Here is an 18269-nt window from a genome sequence, read left to right on the forward strand (position 1 = left end):
GGCATATTTCCCCTCACTTTTGTCTATTCCCCAGGAAATATAGATCGTCAATTTTCGACAAGATAATCATAACCATTTGTTATGATATCCAGTTGACCCGTGTGGGGATCGACGACAAGTCCATGAACAGGAACATTGCGGTCCATTAGCGGGTGATTCCGTACTTGATCTACACTGCTTTTCACACTTTGCGTAACGTCGTTAAAGCCTCGAAGCCACTCTTTCATATCGATTCCGGAATACTTCAATGTAGTAAATAGATTTTTATCAATTCCTCTTTCCACCATACTTTCAACAATTGAAGTAGTATCGACCGAACTCATTCCACAGTCATGGTGTCCTATAATATATACTTCGTCCGCCTTTAATTGATAGATGGCGACAAGGATACTTCTCATTACGCTACCGAATGGGTGTGTGACAATGGCACCAGCACTTTTAATGATTTTGGCGTCGCCATTCTTCAAGTTCATGGCCTTTGGAAGTAGTTCTGTCAACCTTGTGTCCATGCAAGTCAGCATAACAATCCGTTTGTCGGGGAATTTTGTTGTTTCATATTCTTTGAATTTCTCATCTTGTACAAAGTCTTTATTGAAATCGATGATTTCGGATAAAATTGTCATATATGCACCTCCAAATAGTTGCCTTTAAGATAGTTTACATAAAAAAAAAAGGACTGCCAAGCGGCAACCCTTTTCATAGATTATTTTACTTCCGGTTTCGGATCGATTCTTTCTGAATCGGAAGAATGAAGAGCTTTACTCAAATAGTGCATTGTGAAATAAGCTGAAATACCAAGCATAACGGCATAACCGATAACTGTAGTGTACATTAAGCCCATAGCGAGACCCCTCTCTACGTCGATTGTTTAATATACACCCATTATACTATAAAACAGAAATAATTAAAGGGTAGATTGAAATGTTATTAGTAAATGTGACGGAAATTAGAATGCCCAGTTTCCATTTCTGAAGACAGGTTCAACAGTTCCATCAGGTAAAATACCGTCAATATCCATTTCTGCTGAGCCAATCATGAAGTCGACATGTGTAATACTTTGGTTCAGACCGTGTTTCTCCAAATCCTCTGTCGACATTGTTTTTCCGCCTTCCAAACAGAATGAATAAGCACTTCCGATAGCAAGGTGATTTGATGCATTTTCATCGAACAATGTATTGTAGAAGAGTAGACCGGACTCGGAAATTGGAGAAGCATGTGGAACAAGAGCCACTTCGCCAAGATGCTTAGCACCTTCATCCGTATCGATTAGACGTTGCAGAACCTCTTCACCTTGTCCAGCACTAATTTCCGTAATTCGACCATTTTCAAACGTTATTGTGAAATCATCAATAATATTCCCACCATAGCTTAGCGGTTTTGTGTTTTTCACATAGCCATTGACACCATCTTTATGTGGGACTGTAAATACTTCCTCGGTAGGCATGTTTGCCATGAACGCATTTCCGTCAACATTGACGCTTCCGCCGCCGGCCCAGATATGGCCTTTTGGCAAATCGATTGTTAAATTAGTTCCCGGTGCTCTGTACTGCAAAGTTGCATACGCCTTTTTATTCAAGTAATCAGCTTTTTCGTTTAACGTTTTGTCAAGCTCTTTCCATGCTGTAACCGGATCAGCCTGATCTGCACGAACCGCCTTAAAGATGGCTTCCCATAGTGCTAATACTTGCTCAGATTCCCCAAGTTCAGGGAACATCTTTGCTGCCCATGCTTTTGAAGGTGCAGCAATGACCGACCAGCTGAATCGGTCGGCTTGCAACATTTTACGGTAATTGCTAAGTGCTTTTCCAGCAGCTTTTTGTGCATCCGCAATGCGGGAAGGTTCGATACCTTTCAGTAAATCTGGGCTTTGGGATACGATGCTAACGAATGCAGCACCACCTTCAGCCAATTTTTCACGTTCCATTACTTTCCACTCAGGAAAATCGGAGAATGATTCAGCAGGTGCCTTTTCATACCGTAGTTTCACTAACTCATCATCGGACCAATCCACGATGACTTGACGTGCGCCTAAAGAGTATGCTTTTTCAGCCACTTTCCTAACAAATTCCACAGTTTCAATGGATGCACTAATGAATAATGTTTGATCCTTTTGGATATTCGCTCCAACTTCAGCAACGAGACTTGCATAATTCTCCAATTTTTGTTCGAAAGACAACAAATAAAAAACCTCCTTCATCCTTATGTATTAATAGTACTCCAGTGCAATAAAACAGGCAAAGATAAATTAACAAAAATTTTGCTTAAAGTGGAGTAACTTTTATTCTTTTTTTCATTAATAATGGGATTTATTTTTAATAAACTAAAGTATTGTATGTTTATGTCGAAATAAGAAGAAGAAGAGAAGACGGGGGTACTTTATATGGATTTATCAACCATTGTTGGACTTATTCTTGGCATAGTTGCGTTATTTGTCGGTATGGCGATGAAGGGCGTAACACCAGATAATTTACTTAATCCAGCTGCTATTCTTATAATCATTGCAGGTACGATTGCAGCTGTTGTCATTGCGTTTCCATTGAAGGAAATTAAACGGGTACCTAAGTTATTTGGGATTCTTTTCAAGGAACAAAATTTGAATTCCGATTCGGACTTGATAAGAATGTTTTCCAAATGGGCGGATATTGCAAGACGAGAAGGCTTATTGTCATTGGAAGCACAAACTGATGAAATTGCAGACCCATTCTTAAAGAACGGGCTTGACCTTGCCATAGACGGTCAAAACGCTGATTATATACGAGATGTCCTTACTGAAGAAGTAGAGGCAATGGAGGAAAGGCACACTGCTGGAGCACTCATTTTCAGTCAAGCGGGTACATATGCCCCTACATTAGGTGTATTAGGGGCGGTTGTGGGATTGATCGCCGCATTAAAAGATATGAACGATATTGAAGCACTTGGATATGCTATTTCAGCGGCTTTTGTAGCGACCTTGTTAGGGATTTTCACCGGATATGTTCTCTGGCATCCATTTGCTAACAAATTAAAAAGAAAATCGAGGGAAGAAGTCCGACAGAAAATGATGATGATTGAGGGCATCCTTTCTGTTCTTGAAGGAGAAGCACCACGGACTATCGAGCAAAAATTAGTTTCCTATCTATCAATGGAAGAGCGCCGCAAGTTCTTTGCAGAAAAAAATAGCGACAAGGGGGAGGGCCAATTTGTCGAGGAAACGTAAGAAAAAACGAGACGACGGTCATGTCGATGAATCCTGGCTTTTACCATACTCGGATTTACTCACTCTGCTTTTGGCATTATTTATCGTGTTATTTGCATCAAGCTCGGTAGATGAAAAGAAGTTAAGTCGGATGTCATCCGTTTTTAGTGAGATATTCGATGGTGGGACAGGCGTTATGGAAAACACATCTCCTACACCAGTCCCTTCATACAACACGAAAGGGATTGAGGGAAATGCAAATCCAGCTTATTTGGAGGATCAGCAAACACTGGAGGAAATCCGGTCAACGTTAGATGACTATATCGCTGTAAATGAATTGGAAAGCCAATTTCAAACCCAACTGACCGAAGAAGGCCTATTGGTTACAATACGTGATAGCATTCTTTTTGAATCAGGGAAAGCGATGATTAAACCGGAGTATTCGAATTTGGCGAAGGATATTGGCAATCTCCTCAAATTTGAAAAGCCGAGGCAAATTGTCGTAACGGGGCATACGGATAATGTTCCGATTAATAATGCAGAATTCCCATCGAACTGGGAACTCAGTATGATGCGTGCCCTCAATTTTTTAAAGGTCTTAATTGATACGAATAATCTTGATCCACAGCTTTTTAGTGCAAAAGGTTACGGGGAAAACAAGCCAGTCGCATCAAACGACACAGCAGAGGGCAGAAGTAAGAACCGTCGTGTAGAAGTGCTTATACAACCCCTTGTACTTAAAGACGGAACATCAGTTGAATAAAAAAAGCCGATGCTTCAGGGAGTTACCCTATGGCATCGGCTTTTCTCATTTACTTTCTGTCCAGCTTCGGTCGCCTCTAAGCAGGTGACCTACGCTTTTCTAAGTGAACCAAGTTCAGCGGCAATGGCTTGCATTTCGTTAGGAGTGATCGTATCCCTCTTCATGACCATCTCATACATGTAAACCAAATCTTCATAACGATCCGTATCGAAGTTATCCGCCTTCATAGCATCTACGTTTACCATTCTTAGTTTCTCTTTGATCTTATCAATCATATAGGAAACATTTTCAGCTGTTGGTTGAGTTAAATCCATTGATTTCGTCCGCCCTTCGCTATCATCGGACTTATCATTGCATTATTTAGCTGTAGTGTCAACCGCTTTTCCAAGCTTTTCAGCTGCCTTCTCTTCGTCAATCTTCGCTTTGAATCGTTTAGTTTCCAAAATGATAACTCCAGACAATCCAAGAAGACCAATCAAGTTCGGGATAGCCATTAGGCCGTTCAAGACGTCCGCAAGTGCCCAAACAACTTCAAGGGACGCAACGGATCCGACAATGATGAACGCAACAAAGGCAATACGGTAGCCCAATACTGCTCCATGTTTAGGGAAGAGGTATTGGAAGCATTTTTCTCCATAATAGCCCCAACCAAGAATTGTGGAAGTGGCGAAGAAAATGATACCAATTGCAACGATCATCGGCCCGGCTCCACCTAAGAATTCACCGAAAGCTTCGGCAGTCAATGACCCAGCTCCAATTGATTTATCTTTCCATTGGCCAGACATTACGATTGTGACTCCTGTAATTGAACAGATAACGAGTGTATCGAAAAATACTTGCGTCATTGAAATGAGTGCCTGACGACCAGGCATGTCTGTTTTCGCAGCAGCAGCAGCTATAGGAGCAGAACCAAGACCCGCTTCGTTTGAGAAGAGTCCGCGGGCAACCCCGAAGCGGATTGCCGCCCCAATTGCACCACCTACAGCAGCTTCACCAGTAAATGCAAATTTGAAAATAGTCGCGAATGCTTCAGGAACTAAATTGATGTTCATAATCATGACAATTGCACCGGCTATGAAATAGAAGAGTGCCATGATCGGTACGAAGAACGCAGTAACACGTCCGATAACTTTAATCCCCCCAAGGATTACAAGCGCACCGAAAATCAAAAGGACAATTCCTGTAGCTAAATGTGGCACATTGAAAGTACTCTTCATAACGTCTGCAACGGCTTTCGATTGCGTTCCGTTACCGATACCGAATGCAGCGAGAGCACCAAATATAGCAAATAGGACACCAAGCCATTTTTGTTTCAAGCCGTGTTCCAAATAGTACATTGGTCCACCGGCCATTTCGCCTTTGGAATCCTTTACGCGGTATTTAACTGCGAGGATGGCTTCCCCATATTTCGTTGCCATCCCAAAGAATCCGGCAAGCCACATCCAAAAGATAGCCCCCGGACCACCCATGTAAACCGCAGTAGCCACACCGACGATATTACCGACACCTACCGTTGCCGCCATTGCGGTCATAAGTGCCTGGAACTGCGAAATATCGCCATCCGCTTTTTTATCATGTCTACGTGAAAATACTTGTTTCAAGGAATAAGGCAATAACCGTACTTGTATAAATCCGAGTCTTGCTGTTAAATAGATACCCGTTCCTACTAGTAGGACAAGAAGAGGTGGTCCCCAAACATATCCGCCTACCGTGTCTAAAAAACCAGTAATTGCATCCATCCTTCTACCCCCATTTCAATTTGTTCTTTTTCCCAAATCTCACATTCCCCAATTCTATTTTTTAATCCTCCTTTCTGCCTAATAGATTAGACTATTAAGAATCAATAGTGTTATTGTTAATATTCCGAAACTTTAACACTTAAGTCAAGACCTAATTTTCATTTTCAGCAAAATTGTTTGTTTTATTTTTTAGAGGGGTATAATAATATAAGCAAATTAGAAAGTTATGGAGGGTTTTCTGTGGGAAATAGCAAATTTGGGAAATTTATTATTTTGGGAGCAATCTTAGGTGGGGCAATCAGTTTGTACGACAAAGGCACTCGCCGACATCTGAAGGGAAATACGGATAGGATGGTTTCTCAGGTGAAATATTATTCAAAAAATCCGGATGTACTAAAGGAGAAGTTACAGCAACAAAAAGATAAATACATGTCGATTTATGAACAAATATCTGGTGATGCTACATATATCAAAAACCAGGTTGCCGAATTGAAAGCACTAACTCCACAGGTGAAAGAGTTGGTTGTCGATACAAAAGAGGCATTTGTTGAGTCGAAAGAAGAATACAAAGAAATTGTTAACGAACAAAAAGAAGGTATGGAAACAAAAAAGATATAAGTACCGAAAGGAGTGAGTCGAATGTGAGCAAAAATGACCCATTAACTCCGAAAACGATGCAATCACAAGAGGGAAATGTGAAGGAAGAAACAACTGAGGAACAAAAGGGTAGTGGATTTATAAAAAATTTATACATTATGAAATTTATTCATGATGTGAACGACGGTGACCTTGAGAAGTTTGACGTAACAACGACAGCAGGATTTTGGAAAGAGCTGCTTGTTAGGATAAAAAAAGTTGATATTACCGGTTTAGGATCACAACTGGCCTTCTTTTTCTTATTATCCATGTTTCCTCTATTAATCTTTTTGATAACACTATTACCATTTTTGAATATAGACGAAAACCAAGTGTTCTTATTTATACGAGATTATGCACCCGAAAGTGTTTTTAGACTTATCCGTGATACTCTTCAAGAGATACTGGCAAATCGGAATGGTGGACTGTTGTCCATTGGTGCCTTGGCGACAATTTGGTCGGCATCTAAAGGCATGAATGCACTGACAAAGGCGTTGAACCAATCCTATTTTGTAGAGGAGACACGGTCGTTCATCGTTGCAAGGTCAATGTCTGTCGTTTTCACGATAGCATTGATAGGTGTACTGATTGTTGCTTTGCTTTTACCAATTTTCGGTGAGCAAGTTGGATATTTGGCTTTCTCTTATTTTGGCATGGAAGAGGGATTCATGAGATTATGGGGGAATTTACGTTGGAGCATTCCACCGGTTCTTATTTTCCTTGTATTTACAGTCCTTTACTGGGCTGTTCCTAATTTGAAGATCCGGCTGAAAAGTGCGATTCCAGGTGCGATTTTTGCTACAGCGGGGTGGATTCTTACGTCGTTAGCATTCTCGTTTTATGTTGGTAGTTTTGCGAATTATTCCAAAACATATGGAAGTATCGGAGCAATTATCGTACTTATGCTTTGGCTATATTTTTCCGCTATCATCCTGATGCTTGGCGGTCAGCTGAATGCGGTAATGACGGAACGAAAACAATTGAAATCCGCAAAAGAAAAAAGCAATGCCGTAGGGTAAACCGGCATTGCTTTTTCATTTCACATTATTTAATAAACGCAATCCGTTCAATATGACGAGGATTGTGCTTCCTTCGTGGCCGATTACACCAAGAGGAAGGTCCACGACTTGCATAAAGTTGGAAACAATAAGCACTGCTATAACCGCGACTGAGAAGAAGACGTTTTGCTTTACGATCCTTTGCATTTTCCTGGACACTTTGACCGCGTATGAAATACGTGTTAAATCATTTTGCATAAGGACGACGTCCGCTGTTTCCAAAGCGACATCGGTTCCTTCGCCCATGGCAATTCCGGAAGTGGCTGTCGCAAGTGCTGGGGCGTCGTTAATGCCGTCCCCGACCATCCCGACTTCTCCATACTCCGTTTTAAGCCTCTTTAATTCCTCCACCTTTTTTTCAGGCAGACATTCAGCTACAAATCGATCGAGTCCAGCCTCTTTTGCAATGGCTTTAGCGGTTTTGTCATTGTCACCTGTTAGCATGATGGATTGTATTCCTAATTTCTTTAAATCCTTTATCGCCTGAACAGCTTCTGGTCGTAACGTATCTTTCAATGCGACAGCTGCAAGTATTCCTTTTGAATCTCTCATGAACACTACAGTTTTTCCTTCATCAGAAAGTTTTTGTACAATCCCTTCGTGGAAGTCATCTATCAAATCTTTGCCGACAAACCTTGGATTGCCGACTAATACTTCACCAGTATCGGTAATTGCACGAATACCGTATCCTGGCACATCCTCAATTTGTAGATGGTCACGGTTTACAATCCCTTGCTCCCCAGCATGTTTTACAATTGCAACTGCGAGTGGATGGTTCGATTGGGATTCTATGCTCGCTAATAAGGCAAGTGAAATGTTAACATCTTCGCCGTCACGGACGATGAAATCAGTTACAACTGGTTTCCCTGAGGTCAATGTTCCTGTCTTGTCAAAGGCAATTGCCTTTAGAGATCCAAGGTGCTCAAGATGGACACCGCCTTTAAAAAGGACGCCGCGCTTTGCTCCATTCGATACTGCTGCCAATGTCGCCGGCATAATCGATGCGACAAGGGCACAAGGGGAGGCTACAACTAACAGGACGATTGCCCGATAGAAAGTTGTCGTCCAGTCCCAGCCAAATAGAAAATGAGGAAGGAACATCATTACGATGACTGAGAAAATGACAATCTTTACATACGTTCCTTCAAATCTTTCGATAAACTGCTGAGACGGTGACTTTTCGCTTTGTGCATTTTGTACGAGTGTAATAATCTTTTGGAATAAAGTCTCTGAACTTGGCTTCGTCATTTCCATTTGGATGGCGCCGCTTATATTGACGGTCCCTGCAAATAATTCATCATTCAACCCTTTGGTTACTGGGACTGATTCGCCATTAATGGCCGACATGTCGATAGAAGTCGTACCCTGTAAGATAACCCCATCGACAGGGATACGCTCGCCGGGCTTAACAAGGATTTTTGCACCGACTGAAAGGGCAGAAGTGGCTACACTTACAGTGGATCCATCTTCTTTGATCAGCCATGCGACTTCGGGCTGCAACTCCATTAGTGCGGAGATTTCTTTATGGCTTTTATTCAATGTGTACGTTTCAAGGGCACCACTAATTGCGAAAATGAATATGAGAATTGCACCTTCTGCCCAATAGCCGATAACAGCCGAACCAATTGCAGCGAAGACCATTAGCATCTCGACATTTAACTGCCGATCAGCAATCGTATCCTCGATTCCTTCCTTTGCTTTTGCAAATCCCCCAATGAGAAAAGCGATAATGTAGAGGGCTATGGATACCGATTGCGATCCGTCTTTTCCAATTAGCCAAGCAGCTAAAATCAAAACACCAGAAAGAATAGCAGCGACGAGCTCGATATGCGTGAGCCACTTACCCGATTCATGTTGAATCTCTTTCGTTTCCGTTGTCAATTGTACCCCTCCTTACTGATAATGAATATCAACTTCAATTAGATATTAATTATCACATAATAATTATTATAATTAACAGTATATCATTTAAATAGGAAAAGTGGAACTCGAAATTTGTCGGAGTATAAATAAAAAGAGTAGGGTGGGAGAATTTTAGGAATCTCCAACTCTACTCTTCTATTTATTGGATTAGCTGAATACTTTTTCTTTGAATTGGGCTAATTTTTCAAGTGATGATTTGTCTACATCCGCATGGAGGCTGTTTCCGTGAGAATCCATTGTGACGACAGCAGTGAAGTCTTCGACTCTCAAATGCCACATTGCCTCAGGAATACCGAATTGGAGAAGGTCAACGCCTTCAACAGCTTTTATGCAATCTGCGTAATATTGTGCAGCTCCACCGATTGCATTCAGATAGACTCCGCCATGCTCTTCTAGGGCGGCAAGGGTTTTTGGTCCCATTCCACCTTTTCCGATTACAGCGCGGATGCCAAATTTCTTCATAATATCGCCTTGGTACGGTTCTTCACGAATGGAAGTCGTTGGGCCAGCAGCTTTAATCTCATAACCGCCATCTTCGTTTTTCAATACGACGGGACCGCAGTGATAGATGATTTGGCCGTTCAGATCTACAGGTGAATCGTTCTCGGAAAGATGCTTATGGATAGCATCTCGACCTGTATACATGCGGCCGCTAATCTTCACAACATCACCAACGCGTAAATCACGGATCTGCTCTTCTGTAATAGGAGCTGTTAATTCGACAGTTCGAGAAGTCTGTTTTCCTTCTTCCTGTTCGTTGTCTTCGTCGAATTTAAGCTTTTCGCCATTGTCGTAATGCCATTTTGTTATTTCACCCGTTTCGGCATTCAGATCGACTGCCATACGACGGTATGCCCAGCAATTATACGCTACTGAAACGTAAAAGCTTGCTGGAATTCTGTGCATAACTCCAACTTTACAACCTAATAACGTTGCTTCTCCACCGAAGCCCATTGTACCGATGCCTAATTTATTTGCTGACTCAAGAATATATTCTTCTAATTTTGCGAGGTCAGGGTTCGGGTTTACATCATCCAAATCACGGAAAAGCTGTTCTTTCGCAAGATCATAACCTGATGCACGGTCGCCACCAATTCCAACACCGATGAAACCTGCCGAACAACCGTGTCCTTGAGCTTGATAGACGGAGTGGAGGATACATTTACGGATACCATCCAAATCGCGTCCCGCTCTGCCAAGACCTTCAAGTTCAGTTGGTAGACTATACTGAATGTTTTTGTTCTCACAGCCGCCACCCTTAAGGATAAGCTTTACTTCAATATGATCGTTTTCCCATTGATCGAATTTAACGACTGGAAGGCCTTCACCAAGATTATCCCCACTGTTATCACCTGTTAATGAGTCAACAGAGTTCGGTCTTAGTTTTCCGTCTTTCGTAGCCTTGACTATAGCGCGTTTAATCGCTGCTTTAATTTCAAGCTGATTGACCCCAATAGGCGTTTTAATTTTGAACGTTGGCAATCCAGTATCCTGGCAAATTGGAGATAGCTTATCGTCCGCCATATTGATATTCTTCGCTATCGTATCAAGGCTCATTGCTGCGCGTGTTCCGGCATCTTCCTGTTCACGGGCTGCTTTGACAGCACGACGGACGTCTTTTGGAAGGTTCGTCGAAGTTTCACATACGAGGTCATACATACTTTTTTCAAGTGTTTCAATCATAGTTTTTTCAACTTGTTCTATGTACATTTTCATTTCCCCCTAAGGAATCATTGATCTTTTTTTATTTTATTCATCTGTTCTTCCAGCTCATCGATTAAACGAATCAGTTGATCGATTTCATCGAGGTCTGTTGTTTCTGGCTCGATTGACTCAAGTTTTTCCAGGAATTGATGAAGGCGATTTTTTAATTCATCAACTTGTCCACTTTGTCGTTTTTCCAAGAAGTACACCTCTTTTCATCAGTATCATCGTATATGATTAATGGTGTTTTTTCAATCTAAGAGCGACTAAATTGAATGTATGGAAAATTCATCTTAACAAAATATTTACAATAGGCGGATATCATGGTATGCTATGAGTAAGTAATAAGAGAGGAGGCTGTAGAGTAGAGACGAATCGAATCCTAATTAAAGGAGGGGATCCGTGAACGTTTAACGGCTAACCGTTCGACGCCTACGATTTATATGTCAAATGATTGTGAAGGTTCTATTCATACGTAAAAGCCCAGCCGAAATCTGAACTGCAAAATCAGATATGGACTGGGCTTTTATTTTATTTTGATTTTTTCTACCCTGTTTGCAAACTCTTCATTACGCATAACTTCCTTAACTTCAATTGCAATATGGTTTGCAGGCATGCGCTTTCTTTCAAGAATCTTGCGCAACACGCCGCCAGTACATACCGCAACGGAAGAGACAAGCAATTGGTAGGGTCTGAATCCGAACTCGTCATTGGCGGAAATCTGTAGATTACCAAAAGTTGTATCTGTTTCGAAATCGTTTTCAGTCATTTCGAATTTCATTAATATCAATCCTCCTTATGCTACTATTATAGATGATTCATGAGTTTTAAGGAGCGTATTACATATGAATATTATAGATAGACCTGAACAACGACGGTTTTGGATATTGGTTATCATCGTTTCAATTTCAGGGTTTTCGCAAGGCATGCTGCTGCCTCTTATATCAGCCATTTTTGAGCGCGACGGGTTATCAAGTGCATTGAATGGGTTGAATGCTACAGGGTTGTACATAGGTACTCTTCTGATTTCTCCATTTATGGAGGCACCGTTACGGAAATATGGATATAAACCCGTCATCATTTTAGGCGGGATACTCGTCTTTTCGTCTTTGCTTCTATTTCCATTATGGAAAAATGTATTCTTTTGGTTCATATTGAGGTTGTTGATCGGTATAGGGGATCATGCCCTTCATTTTTCAACACAAACTTGGATAACGAGCACTTCCTCGCAAGCAAGGTTAGGTAGGAATATTGCAATTTATGGAGTTTCATTTAGTGTCGGTTTTGCGGCTGGCCCTTTATTTGCCCCACTTGTGAATATTTTTGAAGGGTTGCCTTTCATCGTTTCAGGTCTACTCTGCATGACAGCATGGCTGTTGGTATTCTCTTTAAAAAACGATCGACCTGAAGTGTTAAAGGGAAATGTAGACACCGGAAGTTTTATGAAACGTGCAAAGCTTACGATTGGTGTTGCGTGGATTGCCTTTTTAGGTCCATTCGGATACGGATTCCTGGAATCTTCCTTGAACGCAATGTATCCAGTATATGCTTTGCGAAATGGACTGGAGCTCACTTCGGTATCGTTAATCCTTGCGACATTTTCAATCGGTGGCATTGTCTCACAAATACCGCTTGGGATGTTGTCCGACCGAATCGGTAGGCATTCCGTTGTCCTTATCGCATATGGAGGCGGGGCGGTTGCATTTTGGTCAGCAAGTCTGATGGGGAATTCAGTTCCATTGATCATCTTGACGATCTTCATTGCAGGACTATTCGTTGGTTCGATTTTCTCCCTTGGCATCTCGTATATGTCGGATTTGACACAGAAAGACCTATTGCCTACCGGGAATCTCTTATGTGGAATTTTCTTTAGTATCGGTAGTTTGACTGGACCTTTTGCGGGTGGCCTTTTCCTTGAGTTTGTAGAGAATGTCAGCTATCTATTGATCATTTCGGTATTATTCGGTCTGATATTCCTTGTGTCATTGTTCGGAAAGCCAAAGAGAAGCATCCCATCATAAGGGATGCTTCTTTGATCATCTTAGGATCGCATCGACATTTTCATATTCAAGAACAAGATCGTCGAGTGTTCTGAATTCATAGCCTTGCTTCTTGGCATCTCGTATGAAATCTGGTAGCGCTTCGGCGTTATCGGGAGACACAGTATGCATGAGGATAACAGCTCCTGGGTGAAGCTGATTCATCAGTTCGTTGTAAGCATAAGCTTTTCCGCGCGGCTTATTGGCATGCCAATCGATGAATGCAACGGACCAGAAAATATGACGATACCCTAACTCATTCCCTTTTCTTAAGACAGTATCATTGAAAATGCCTTCAGGTGGCCTTGCGTAAACTGTCCGTTTTACGCCTGTCGTTTTATAGAGGAGTTCATCAAATTTCTTCCATTCCTCTTCCATTCTTTCTTCGGAAAGGTTGGCCATATTCGGATGATCATATGAATGATTGCCAATTCCGTGTCCGTCTTTCACCATTCGTTGGACAAGTGGGGCGGCGCTTTTTAAATAGTGACCGGTAAGGAAAAAAGTAGCTGGTACATCTTCTTTTTTCAATGTGTCTAAAATACTTTCCGTGTACCCATTCTCGTAACCATTATCAAATGATAAATAGGCTACTTTTTCATCCGGTTTTCCTTTATAGATGGCACCATGCTTTTCGAGCATTGCGTTGAGTGCAGCTCCTGCATCAGGTGGTATTCCGTTTACCGATTTCTTGAAACCCCAATGGAATTCTTCAGCTTTTGCTGCAAATGGATTAAATAGTATGCCGACGACAATGATGAATGCGGCCATTAGAATACCAGGACCATGCTCTTCAACCATATTCACATCTCCTTTTTTCGTAGGATGTGCGTAGTCTTATTAAATATACATTAGAACATGTATACTTATATAAAAGTGGGGAGGTTTAGCGTTCTTGCATGTATTGACGAAAATAACACAACAAAAGCGTGATACCGAGCGTTATAATATATTCATTGATGATAAATATGCTTTTAGTGTTCACGAAACGGTCTTAGTTAAGTTCGGGTTGACAAAAGGAATGCAGCTTGACGATTGGGCGATGGATGAAATTGCTTATGAGGATCAAATAGAAAAAGCATTTAACCGTGCTCTGCACTTTTTGTCGTTTAGAATGCGGAGCGAGTTTGAAGTGAAAAAGAAGTTGCTGGATCTTGAATATGGAGAAGCCGTTATTATGGAGGCAATCGTAAAGCTGAGAAGGCTTGGCTTTTTAGATGATCAAGCATTTTCCGAAGCTTTATTACGAACCCAAAAAAATGCATCTAACAAAGGTCCGAAAGCGATCCAACAGGAATTACAGAAAAAAGGGGTCGAGAAGGAGCTGCAGGAACAAGTGCTTGAAAGCTATTCAGAAGAGGAACAGTTCGCTGTTGCCAAAAGGCTTGCTGAAAAAGCGGCAGCTTCCAATAGATCTGTCGCGCCTGCACAGTTAAAACAGAAGATCCAGAATGCACTTGCCCGAAAAGGATTTTCCTTCGGATTGATAAGCAGTGTGTTGGAGGAGATTGACTTTGGCAGGGAAGAGGATGAATGGGAGTCAATCTGCAATTCTGTTGGCGAAAAGGCTTGGCGACGGTACCATTCCAAGTATTCCGGATATGAATTAAAGAATCGTGTTAAACAATCGATGTATCAAAAAGGTATTCCACTTGATCGAATTGAGAGATTCATCGAAAAAAAGGAGAACGAAGAAGATGGAGAACAGTAAAAAGTATAGCGAAATGAATGAACATGAATTACGGTCAGAAATCGGAAGCCTTATGGAAAAAGCACGGAAAGCCGAGCAGATGGGTATGATCAATGAGTTTGCCGTTTACCAGCGCAAAGCTTTAATGGCGAAATCATATATGATCGATCCGAAAACGATCATCAAAGGGGAAATATACCGAATTGAAGGCGATGAAGGGGTATTTTTCCACGTTGATTATTTAAAGGGCCGCTTTGCATGGGGGTACCGATTAGGCGGTGAACGTGCGGAAGAAGCATTGCCAATTGCGATGCTGCAACCTGTTAAAAAAGGTTTGTAATGTTAAAGAGCTTGCCAATTGGCAAGCTCTTGCTGTTAGGAATTAGGGATGAAGTTCAGCTTTTTATGAAGCTTATCTTCTGAAAAGATCCAACCTGTATATGAGTTAACGACTTCCATTTCTTCATTGATATGGGCTACCGCGACGAATGGATAATAGCCTTTGCTTCGGTAGCGCAGGTCTATTAGCCTTACTTCGTACAGATCTCCGACATGGGAGACAGACCATCTGTAAATTGGTGAGAATGAAACGAAAGCCTGTATGTTTCGGTCTTCCATCGCTGCATCGATATAAGGGGATTTCGGCATCGCTTCACGTTCAAATCGGTCGTAGATATTAACAGAACGTCCGTAGGCTCGTCCTACAAAGTGACATTCCTTGTTCGAAGCGGCGACTCTCCATTGGAAGAAATACATTGTCGGTGCGATGAAAATCTCATCAGCATCCGGAATGGTATTTTGGACAGCTCGTTTCACCGCCGCTTTCACTGCGAAACGAAGCAAATAATAGAAGAAAATCACGACATAAAGAATCACAAACGTAAGAACCGGTTCAGCACCGAACATCCAAGCGGAAAGTGCGGCAATATGCAGTGCAAATATAATCGGGTCGAACGTATTAATAACCCCGATGGCGACCCACTGATCTGAAAAAGGTCTTAATGCTTGCGTTCCGTAGGCATTAAATATGTCAACGAACACATGGACAAAAACGGCTAAAAACGTCCATGCCCATAGATGGAAGAATTCGGTATTAGGTATTAGGAAAGACAATAAAATAGAAATGACAAGCGGCCATAACAATACAGCGGGAATCGAGTGTGTAATTCCTCGGTGATTTCGTATATAAACTGCATTATTCCTCAATTTAAGTACAGTATCTACGTCAGGAATCAAAGAGCCGGACACAACTCCAATAAAAACCGCTGTCATTGTAACTGAATCGGATGCTACGACGGGGTCCGCTAATGTAAGACCGCAAATGGCGGCGCCCATGACAATATGTGTTCCGGTATCCAAATAATCACTCCCTTACAATGCTTAAACGACGGCTGTGAAATGTTTTAACTATCTTTATTCATTATATACCCTATTTTTCATTAACGAAAAGCATATGCAATATGGAGGAATTCATGCAACTGTTTGAGAGAAAAGACGAATTTAGAAATGCATTAATGTCATGGTATGAAAGAGAAAAAAGGGATTTGCCTTGGAGAAGAACGAAAAATCCCTATTATATATGGGTGTCGGAAGTGATGTTGCAGCAAACACGTGTAGACACTGTTATCCCGTATTATGAACGGTTTATCAAGAGATTTCCGACACTATTTGATCTTGCAAATGCAAAGGAAGAAGATGTCCTTAAGATGTGGGAAGGTTTGGGCTATTATTCACGGGTGAAAAATTTACAATCCGGTGTGAAAGAAGTGGTAGCCGAATATGGAAGTGAAATTCCAAGGAACCGAAAAGAGATATCCAAGTTAAAAGGAGTCGGACCTTATACGGCAGGTGCTGTTTTAAGTATTGCATTCGGTGTTCCTGAACATGCAGTAGATGGAAATGTCATGCGCGTTTTTTCACGTCTCTTACTTATTGAAGATGATATAGCAATTCCGCGAAACCGGAAGATATTTGAGGAAGTTGTAATGGAACTGATTGACAAAAATGATCCATCCTCATTTAATCAGGGGCTTATGGAGTTAGGAGCAACAATTTGTACGCCGAAACCAAGATGCCTTCTTTGTCCAGTTCGGGATTATTGCCAAGCCTTCCATGAAGGAAGGCAGGAGAGCCTTCCTGTGAAAAGTAAAAAGACGAATACAAAAACGGTACCGCTTTTCGCTTTTGCCATTCAAAACACTGAAGGGAAATGGTTGATGAAGCAACGTCCATCCACAGGTTTATTGGCAGATATGTGGGAATTTCCAATGATGGAAATTAAAGGCATGACGTCTCCGGAAGAATTTTTGAAAATCAATTTAGGGATTAATTTTGGAAACTTTAAGCCGTTAATCGAATATAAACATGTTTTTTCCCATCTTGTTTGGGAAGTGGAAAGCTATATGGCGACAACGAACGACATTGCTCCAGATGGATATAGCTTCTTTTCTGCAGATGAAGTGGAAGCACTTCCGAAAGCGGTTCCGGTTTTGAAAATCTGGGATGCGCTAAAAAGGAAAAAGGTTCCAAAGGATAAAAAAAGCTGATTTGCATATCATATTGGTCACGGAGGTGAAAAATCCATGCCAAACAAAAACCCACAAAACTTCGGTAAACAAGCGCCACAAGCTTCATTCACAAATGCAAACAAAGTGAAGAAGGAAATTATGGCTGAAGAGTTTGGAGCTGAGACTGACGTGAACGAGGTACGTAAGCAAAACCAACAGTCTGAAATGAACAAGACATCTGGTGGTGCTAACGGTTTCGAAAATCAGTCTAAATAATGGATTTACATCTCAAAAGCCGGTAGCTGATGCTACCGGTTTTTAAATTGGATTCAACATGTGAAAACGTTCTTAAGTTAAATCGTTTCAATTTTGTCACTTCAATTGGTATAATATACGAATATTAAGTTTTGTGAATTTCAAAGGTGGTTTTACAGATGACAATACCTAAAGAAGGAGAAACGATACAAGTACACAGTTATAAACATGACGGAAATATTCACCGTGTTTGGCAGGAAACGACCGTCTTAAAAGGAACACGTAACATTGTGATTGGTGCAAACGAAAGAACGCTTGTGACGGAAGCGGACGGTCGGACATGGTTAACAAGAGAACCGTCCATTTGCTATTTCCATGCTGAACATTGGTTCAATATAATTTGCATGCTTCGCGAAGATGGGGTTTATTATTATGTCAACATGAGTTCCCCGTTCGTCTATGATCATCATTCTTTGAAATACATCGATTATGATTTGGATGTTAAGGTGTTTCCGGATATGACTTATCTGATCCTTGATGAGGATGAATATGATGAGCATAAAAAGAAGATGAACTACCCCGAAGTGATTGATCAAATATTAAAGCGCAATCTTGATAAGTTGCTTATGTGGATTAAACAGCGAAAAGGCCCATTCGCACCCGACTTCATTGAAGTTTGGACTTCAAGGTATCGGTTTTACAAACAGGTTAAAAAGAATGATCAATAAAAGCCTGTCTGCATCCCACATGCAGTAGGGCTTTTTATAATGCTTTTAAGGG

Annotated in this window: 21 protein-coding genes; 10 read left to right on the plus strand and 11 right to left on the minus strand. The window is 41.3% G+C overall.

Translation table 11 applies throughout. The annotated features are described in order from the left end of the window. Nucleotides 1–47 precede the first annotated feature (47 nt). From NSQ43_RS06245 to NSQ43_RS06255, 3 genes are all read right to left on the minus strand, one after another. Entirely contained in the window at nucleotides 48–623 is a 576-nt protein-coding gene (locus NSQ43_RS06245; RefSeq protein ID WP_339253997.1) for a carbonic anhydrase, read from the minus strand. A gap of 80 nt (nucleotides 624–703) precedes the next feature. Beyond that, complete coding sequence (locus NSQ43_RS06250) at nucleotides 704–841, minus strand: hypothetical protein (RefSeq protein ID WP_339253999.1); 138 nt, start codon at nucleotides 839–841, stop codon at nucleotides 704–706. A 105-nt stretch (nucleotides 842–946) separates the two neighbouring features. Beyond that, nucleotides 947–2179 (minus strand): aminopeptidase, encoded by a 1233-nt coding sequence (locus NSQ43_RS06255; protein ID WP_339254001.1) that lies wholly within the window; start codon nucleotides 2177–2179, stop codon nucleotides 947–949. A 201-nt stretch (nucleotides 2180–2380) separates the two neighbouring features. Between NSQ43_RS06255 and motA the strand changes: the two genes are divergently transcribed. Continuing rightward, the gene (motA, locus tag NSQ43_RS06260) at nucleotides 2381–3196 is read left to right on the plus strand and encodes a flagellar motor stator protein MotA (RefSeq protein ID WP_339254003.1); all 816 of its coding nucleotides are present in this window, start codon (nucleotides 2381–2383) and stop codon (nucleotides 3194–3196) included. Continuing rightward, a complete protein-coding gene (gene motB, locus NSQ43_RS06265; RefSeq protein WP_339254006.1) occupies nucleotides 3180–3938 on the plus strand; it encodes a flagellar motor protein MotB in 759 nt (252 codons plus the stop codon). Before motA ends, motB begins: the two co-directional genes overlap by 17 nt. Nucleotides 3939–4027: 89 nt before the next feature. Here the strand turns inward: motB and NSQ43_RS06270 are convergent, their stop codons facing one another. Both NSQ43_RS06270 and NSQ43_RS06275 read right to left on the minus strand, forming a co-directional pair. Beyond that, on the minus strand, nucleotides 4028–4252 hold the full coding sequence (locus NSQ43_RS06270; RefSeq protein WP_339254008.1) for a DUF1128 domain-containing protein: 225 nt from the start codon (nucleotides 4250–4252) through the stop codon (nucleotides 4028–4030). A 42-nt stretch (nucleotides 4253–4294) separates the two neighbouring features. Then, on the minus strand, nucleotides 4295–5677 hold the full coding sequence (locus NSQ43_RS06275) for a sodium:alanine symporter family protein (protein ID WP_339254009.1): 1383 nt from the start codon (nucleotides 5675–5677) through the stop codon (nucleotides 4295–4297). 240 nt (nucleotides 5678–5917) lie between these two features. Here NSQ43_RS06275 and NSQ43_RS06280 point away from each other — a divergent pair, with 240 nt between their 5' ends. Then, nucleotides 5918–6295, plus strand: coding sequence for a YtxH domain-containing protein (locus NSQ43_RS06280; RefSeq protein WP_339254011.1), 378 nt, complete (start codon nucleotides 5918–5920; stop codon nucleotides 6293–6295). A gap of 23 nt (nucleotides 6296–6318) precedes the next feature. Next, nucleotides 6319–7332, plus strand: a complete 1014-nt coding sequence (locus NSQ43_RS06285; protein ID WP_339254013.1) for a YihY/virulence factor BrkB family protein — start codon at nucleotides 6319–6321, stop codon at nucleotides 7330–7332. Nucleotides 7333–7347: 15 nt separating this feature from the next. Here NSQ43_RS06285 and NSQ43_RS06290 read toward each other — a convergent pair whose 3' ends face one another. The 4 genes from NSQ43_RS06290 to NSQ43_RS06305 form a co-directional block, all read right to left on the minus strand. Continuing rightward, entirely contained in the window at nucleotides 7348–9252 is a 1905-nt protein-coding gene (locus NSQ43_RS06290; protein WP_339254015.1) for a heavy metal translocating P-type ATPase, read from the minus strand. Between the two features lie 189 nt (nucleotides 9253–9441). Beyond that, a complete protein-coding gene (locus NSQ43_RS06295) occupies nucleotides 9442–11004 on the minus strand; it encodes a fumarate hydratase (RefSeq protein WP_339254017.1) in 1563 nt (520 codons plus the stop codon). Nucleotides 11005–11024: 20 nt separating this feature from the next. Next, nucleotides 11025–11198, minus strand: a complete 174-nt coding sequence (locus NSQ43_RS06300) for an SE1561 family protein (RefSeq protein WP_339254019.1) — start codon at nucleotides 11196–11198, stop codon at nucleotides 11025–11027. Between the two features lie 326 nt (nucleotides 11199–11524). Next, nucleotides 11525–11779, minus strand: coding sequence for an OsmC family protein (locus tag NSQ43_RS06305; RefSeq protein WP_339254021.1), 255 nt, complete (start codon nucleotides 11777–11779; stop codon nucleotides 11525–11527). Nucleotides 11780–11843: 64 nt separating this feature from the next. Here NSQ43_RS06305 and NSQ43_RS06310 point away from each other — a divergent pair, with 64 nt between their 5' ends. Beyond that, complete coding sequence (locus NSQ43_RS06310; protein ID WP_339254023.1) at nucleotides 11844–13019, plus strand: MFS transporter; 1176 nt, start codon at nucleotides 11844–11846, stop codon at nucleotides 13017–13019. Nucleotides 13020–13034: 15 nt separating this feature from the next. Here NSQ43_RS06310 and NSQ43_RS06315 read toward each other — a convergent pair whose 3' ends face one another. After that, the gene (locus NSQ43_RS06315; protein WP_339254025.1) at nucleotides 13035–13838 is read right to left on the minus strand and encodes a polysaccharide deacetylase family protein; all 804 of its coding nucleotides are present in this window, start codon (nucleotides 13836–13838) and stop codon (nucleotides 13035–13037) included. A 94-nt stretch (nucleotides 13839–13932) separates the two neighbouring features. Between NSQ43_RS06315 and recX the strand changes: the two genes are divergently transcribed. Continuing rightward, nucleotides 13933–14748 carry a recombination regulator RecX gene (gene recX / locus NSQ43_RS06320; RefSeq protein ID WP_339254027.1) on the plus strand — a complete coding sequence of 272 codons (816 nt, stop codon included), beginning with the start codon at nucleotides 13933–13935 and terminating at the stop codon, nucleotides 14746–14748. Beyond that, complete coding sequence (locus tag NSQ43_RS06325) at nucleotides 14735–15067, plus strand: YfhH family protein (protein ID WP_339254028.1); 333 nt, start codon at nucleotides 14735–14737, stop codon at nucleotides 15065–15067. The genes recX and NSQ43_RS06325 overlap by 14 nt, the downstream gene beginning before the upstream one ends. Nucleotides 15068–15102: 35 nt before the next feature. On the opposite strand, the gene NSQ43_RS06330 is transcribed toward NSQ43_RS06325, so the two are convergent. Then, on the minus strand, nucleotides 15103–16086 hold the full coding sequence (locus NSQ43_RS06330) for a metal-dependent hydrolase (RefSeq protein ID WP_339254029.1): 984 nt from the start codon (nucleotides 16084–16086) through the stop codon (nucleotides 15103–15105). A 113-nt stretch (nucleotides 16087–16199) separates the two neighbouring features. Between NSQ43_RS06330 and mutY the strand changes: the two genes are divergently transcribed. The 3 genes from mutY (at nucleotide 16200) to NSQ43_RS06345 (ending at nucleotide 18217) form a co-directional block, all read left to right on the plus strand. Continuing rightward, nucleotides 16200–17273 carry an A/G-specific adenine glycosylase gene (mutY, locus tag NSQ43_RS06335; protein WP_339254031.1) on the plus strand — a complete coding sequence of 358 codons (1074 nt, stop codon included), beginning with the start codon at nucleotides 16200–16202 and terminating at the stop codon, nucleotides 17271–17273. A 36-nt stretch (nucleotides 17274–17309) separates the two neighbouring features. Beyond that, complete coding sequence (locus NSQ43_RS06340; protein WP_339254032.1) at nucleotides 17310–17510, plus strand: gamma-type small acid-soluble spore protein; 201 nt, start codon at nucleotides 17310–17312, stop codon at nucleotides 17508–17510. Between the two features lie 158 nt (nucleotides 17511–17668). Then, nucleotides 17669–18217: a DUF402 domain-containing protein gene (locus NSQ43_RS06345; protein ID WP_339254034.1), complete on the plus strand. Its 549-nt coding sequence runs from the start codon at nucleotides 17669–17671 to the stop codon at nucleotides 18215–18217. Nucleotides 18218–18269 lie beyond the last annotated feature (52 nt).

It is taken from the genome of Sporosarcina sp. FSL W8-0480, from assembly GCF_037963765.1.
Lineage (GTDB): Bacteria > Bacillota > Bacilli > Bacillales_A > Planococcaceae > Sporosarcina.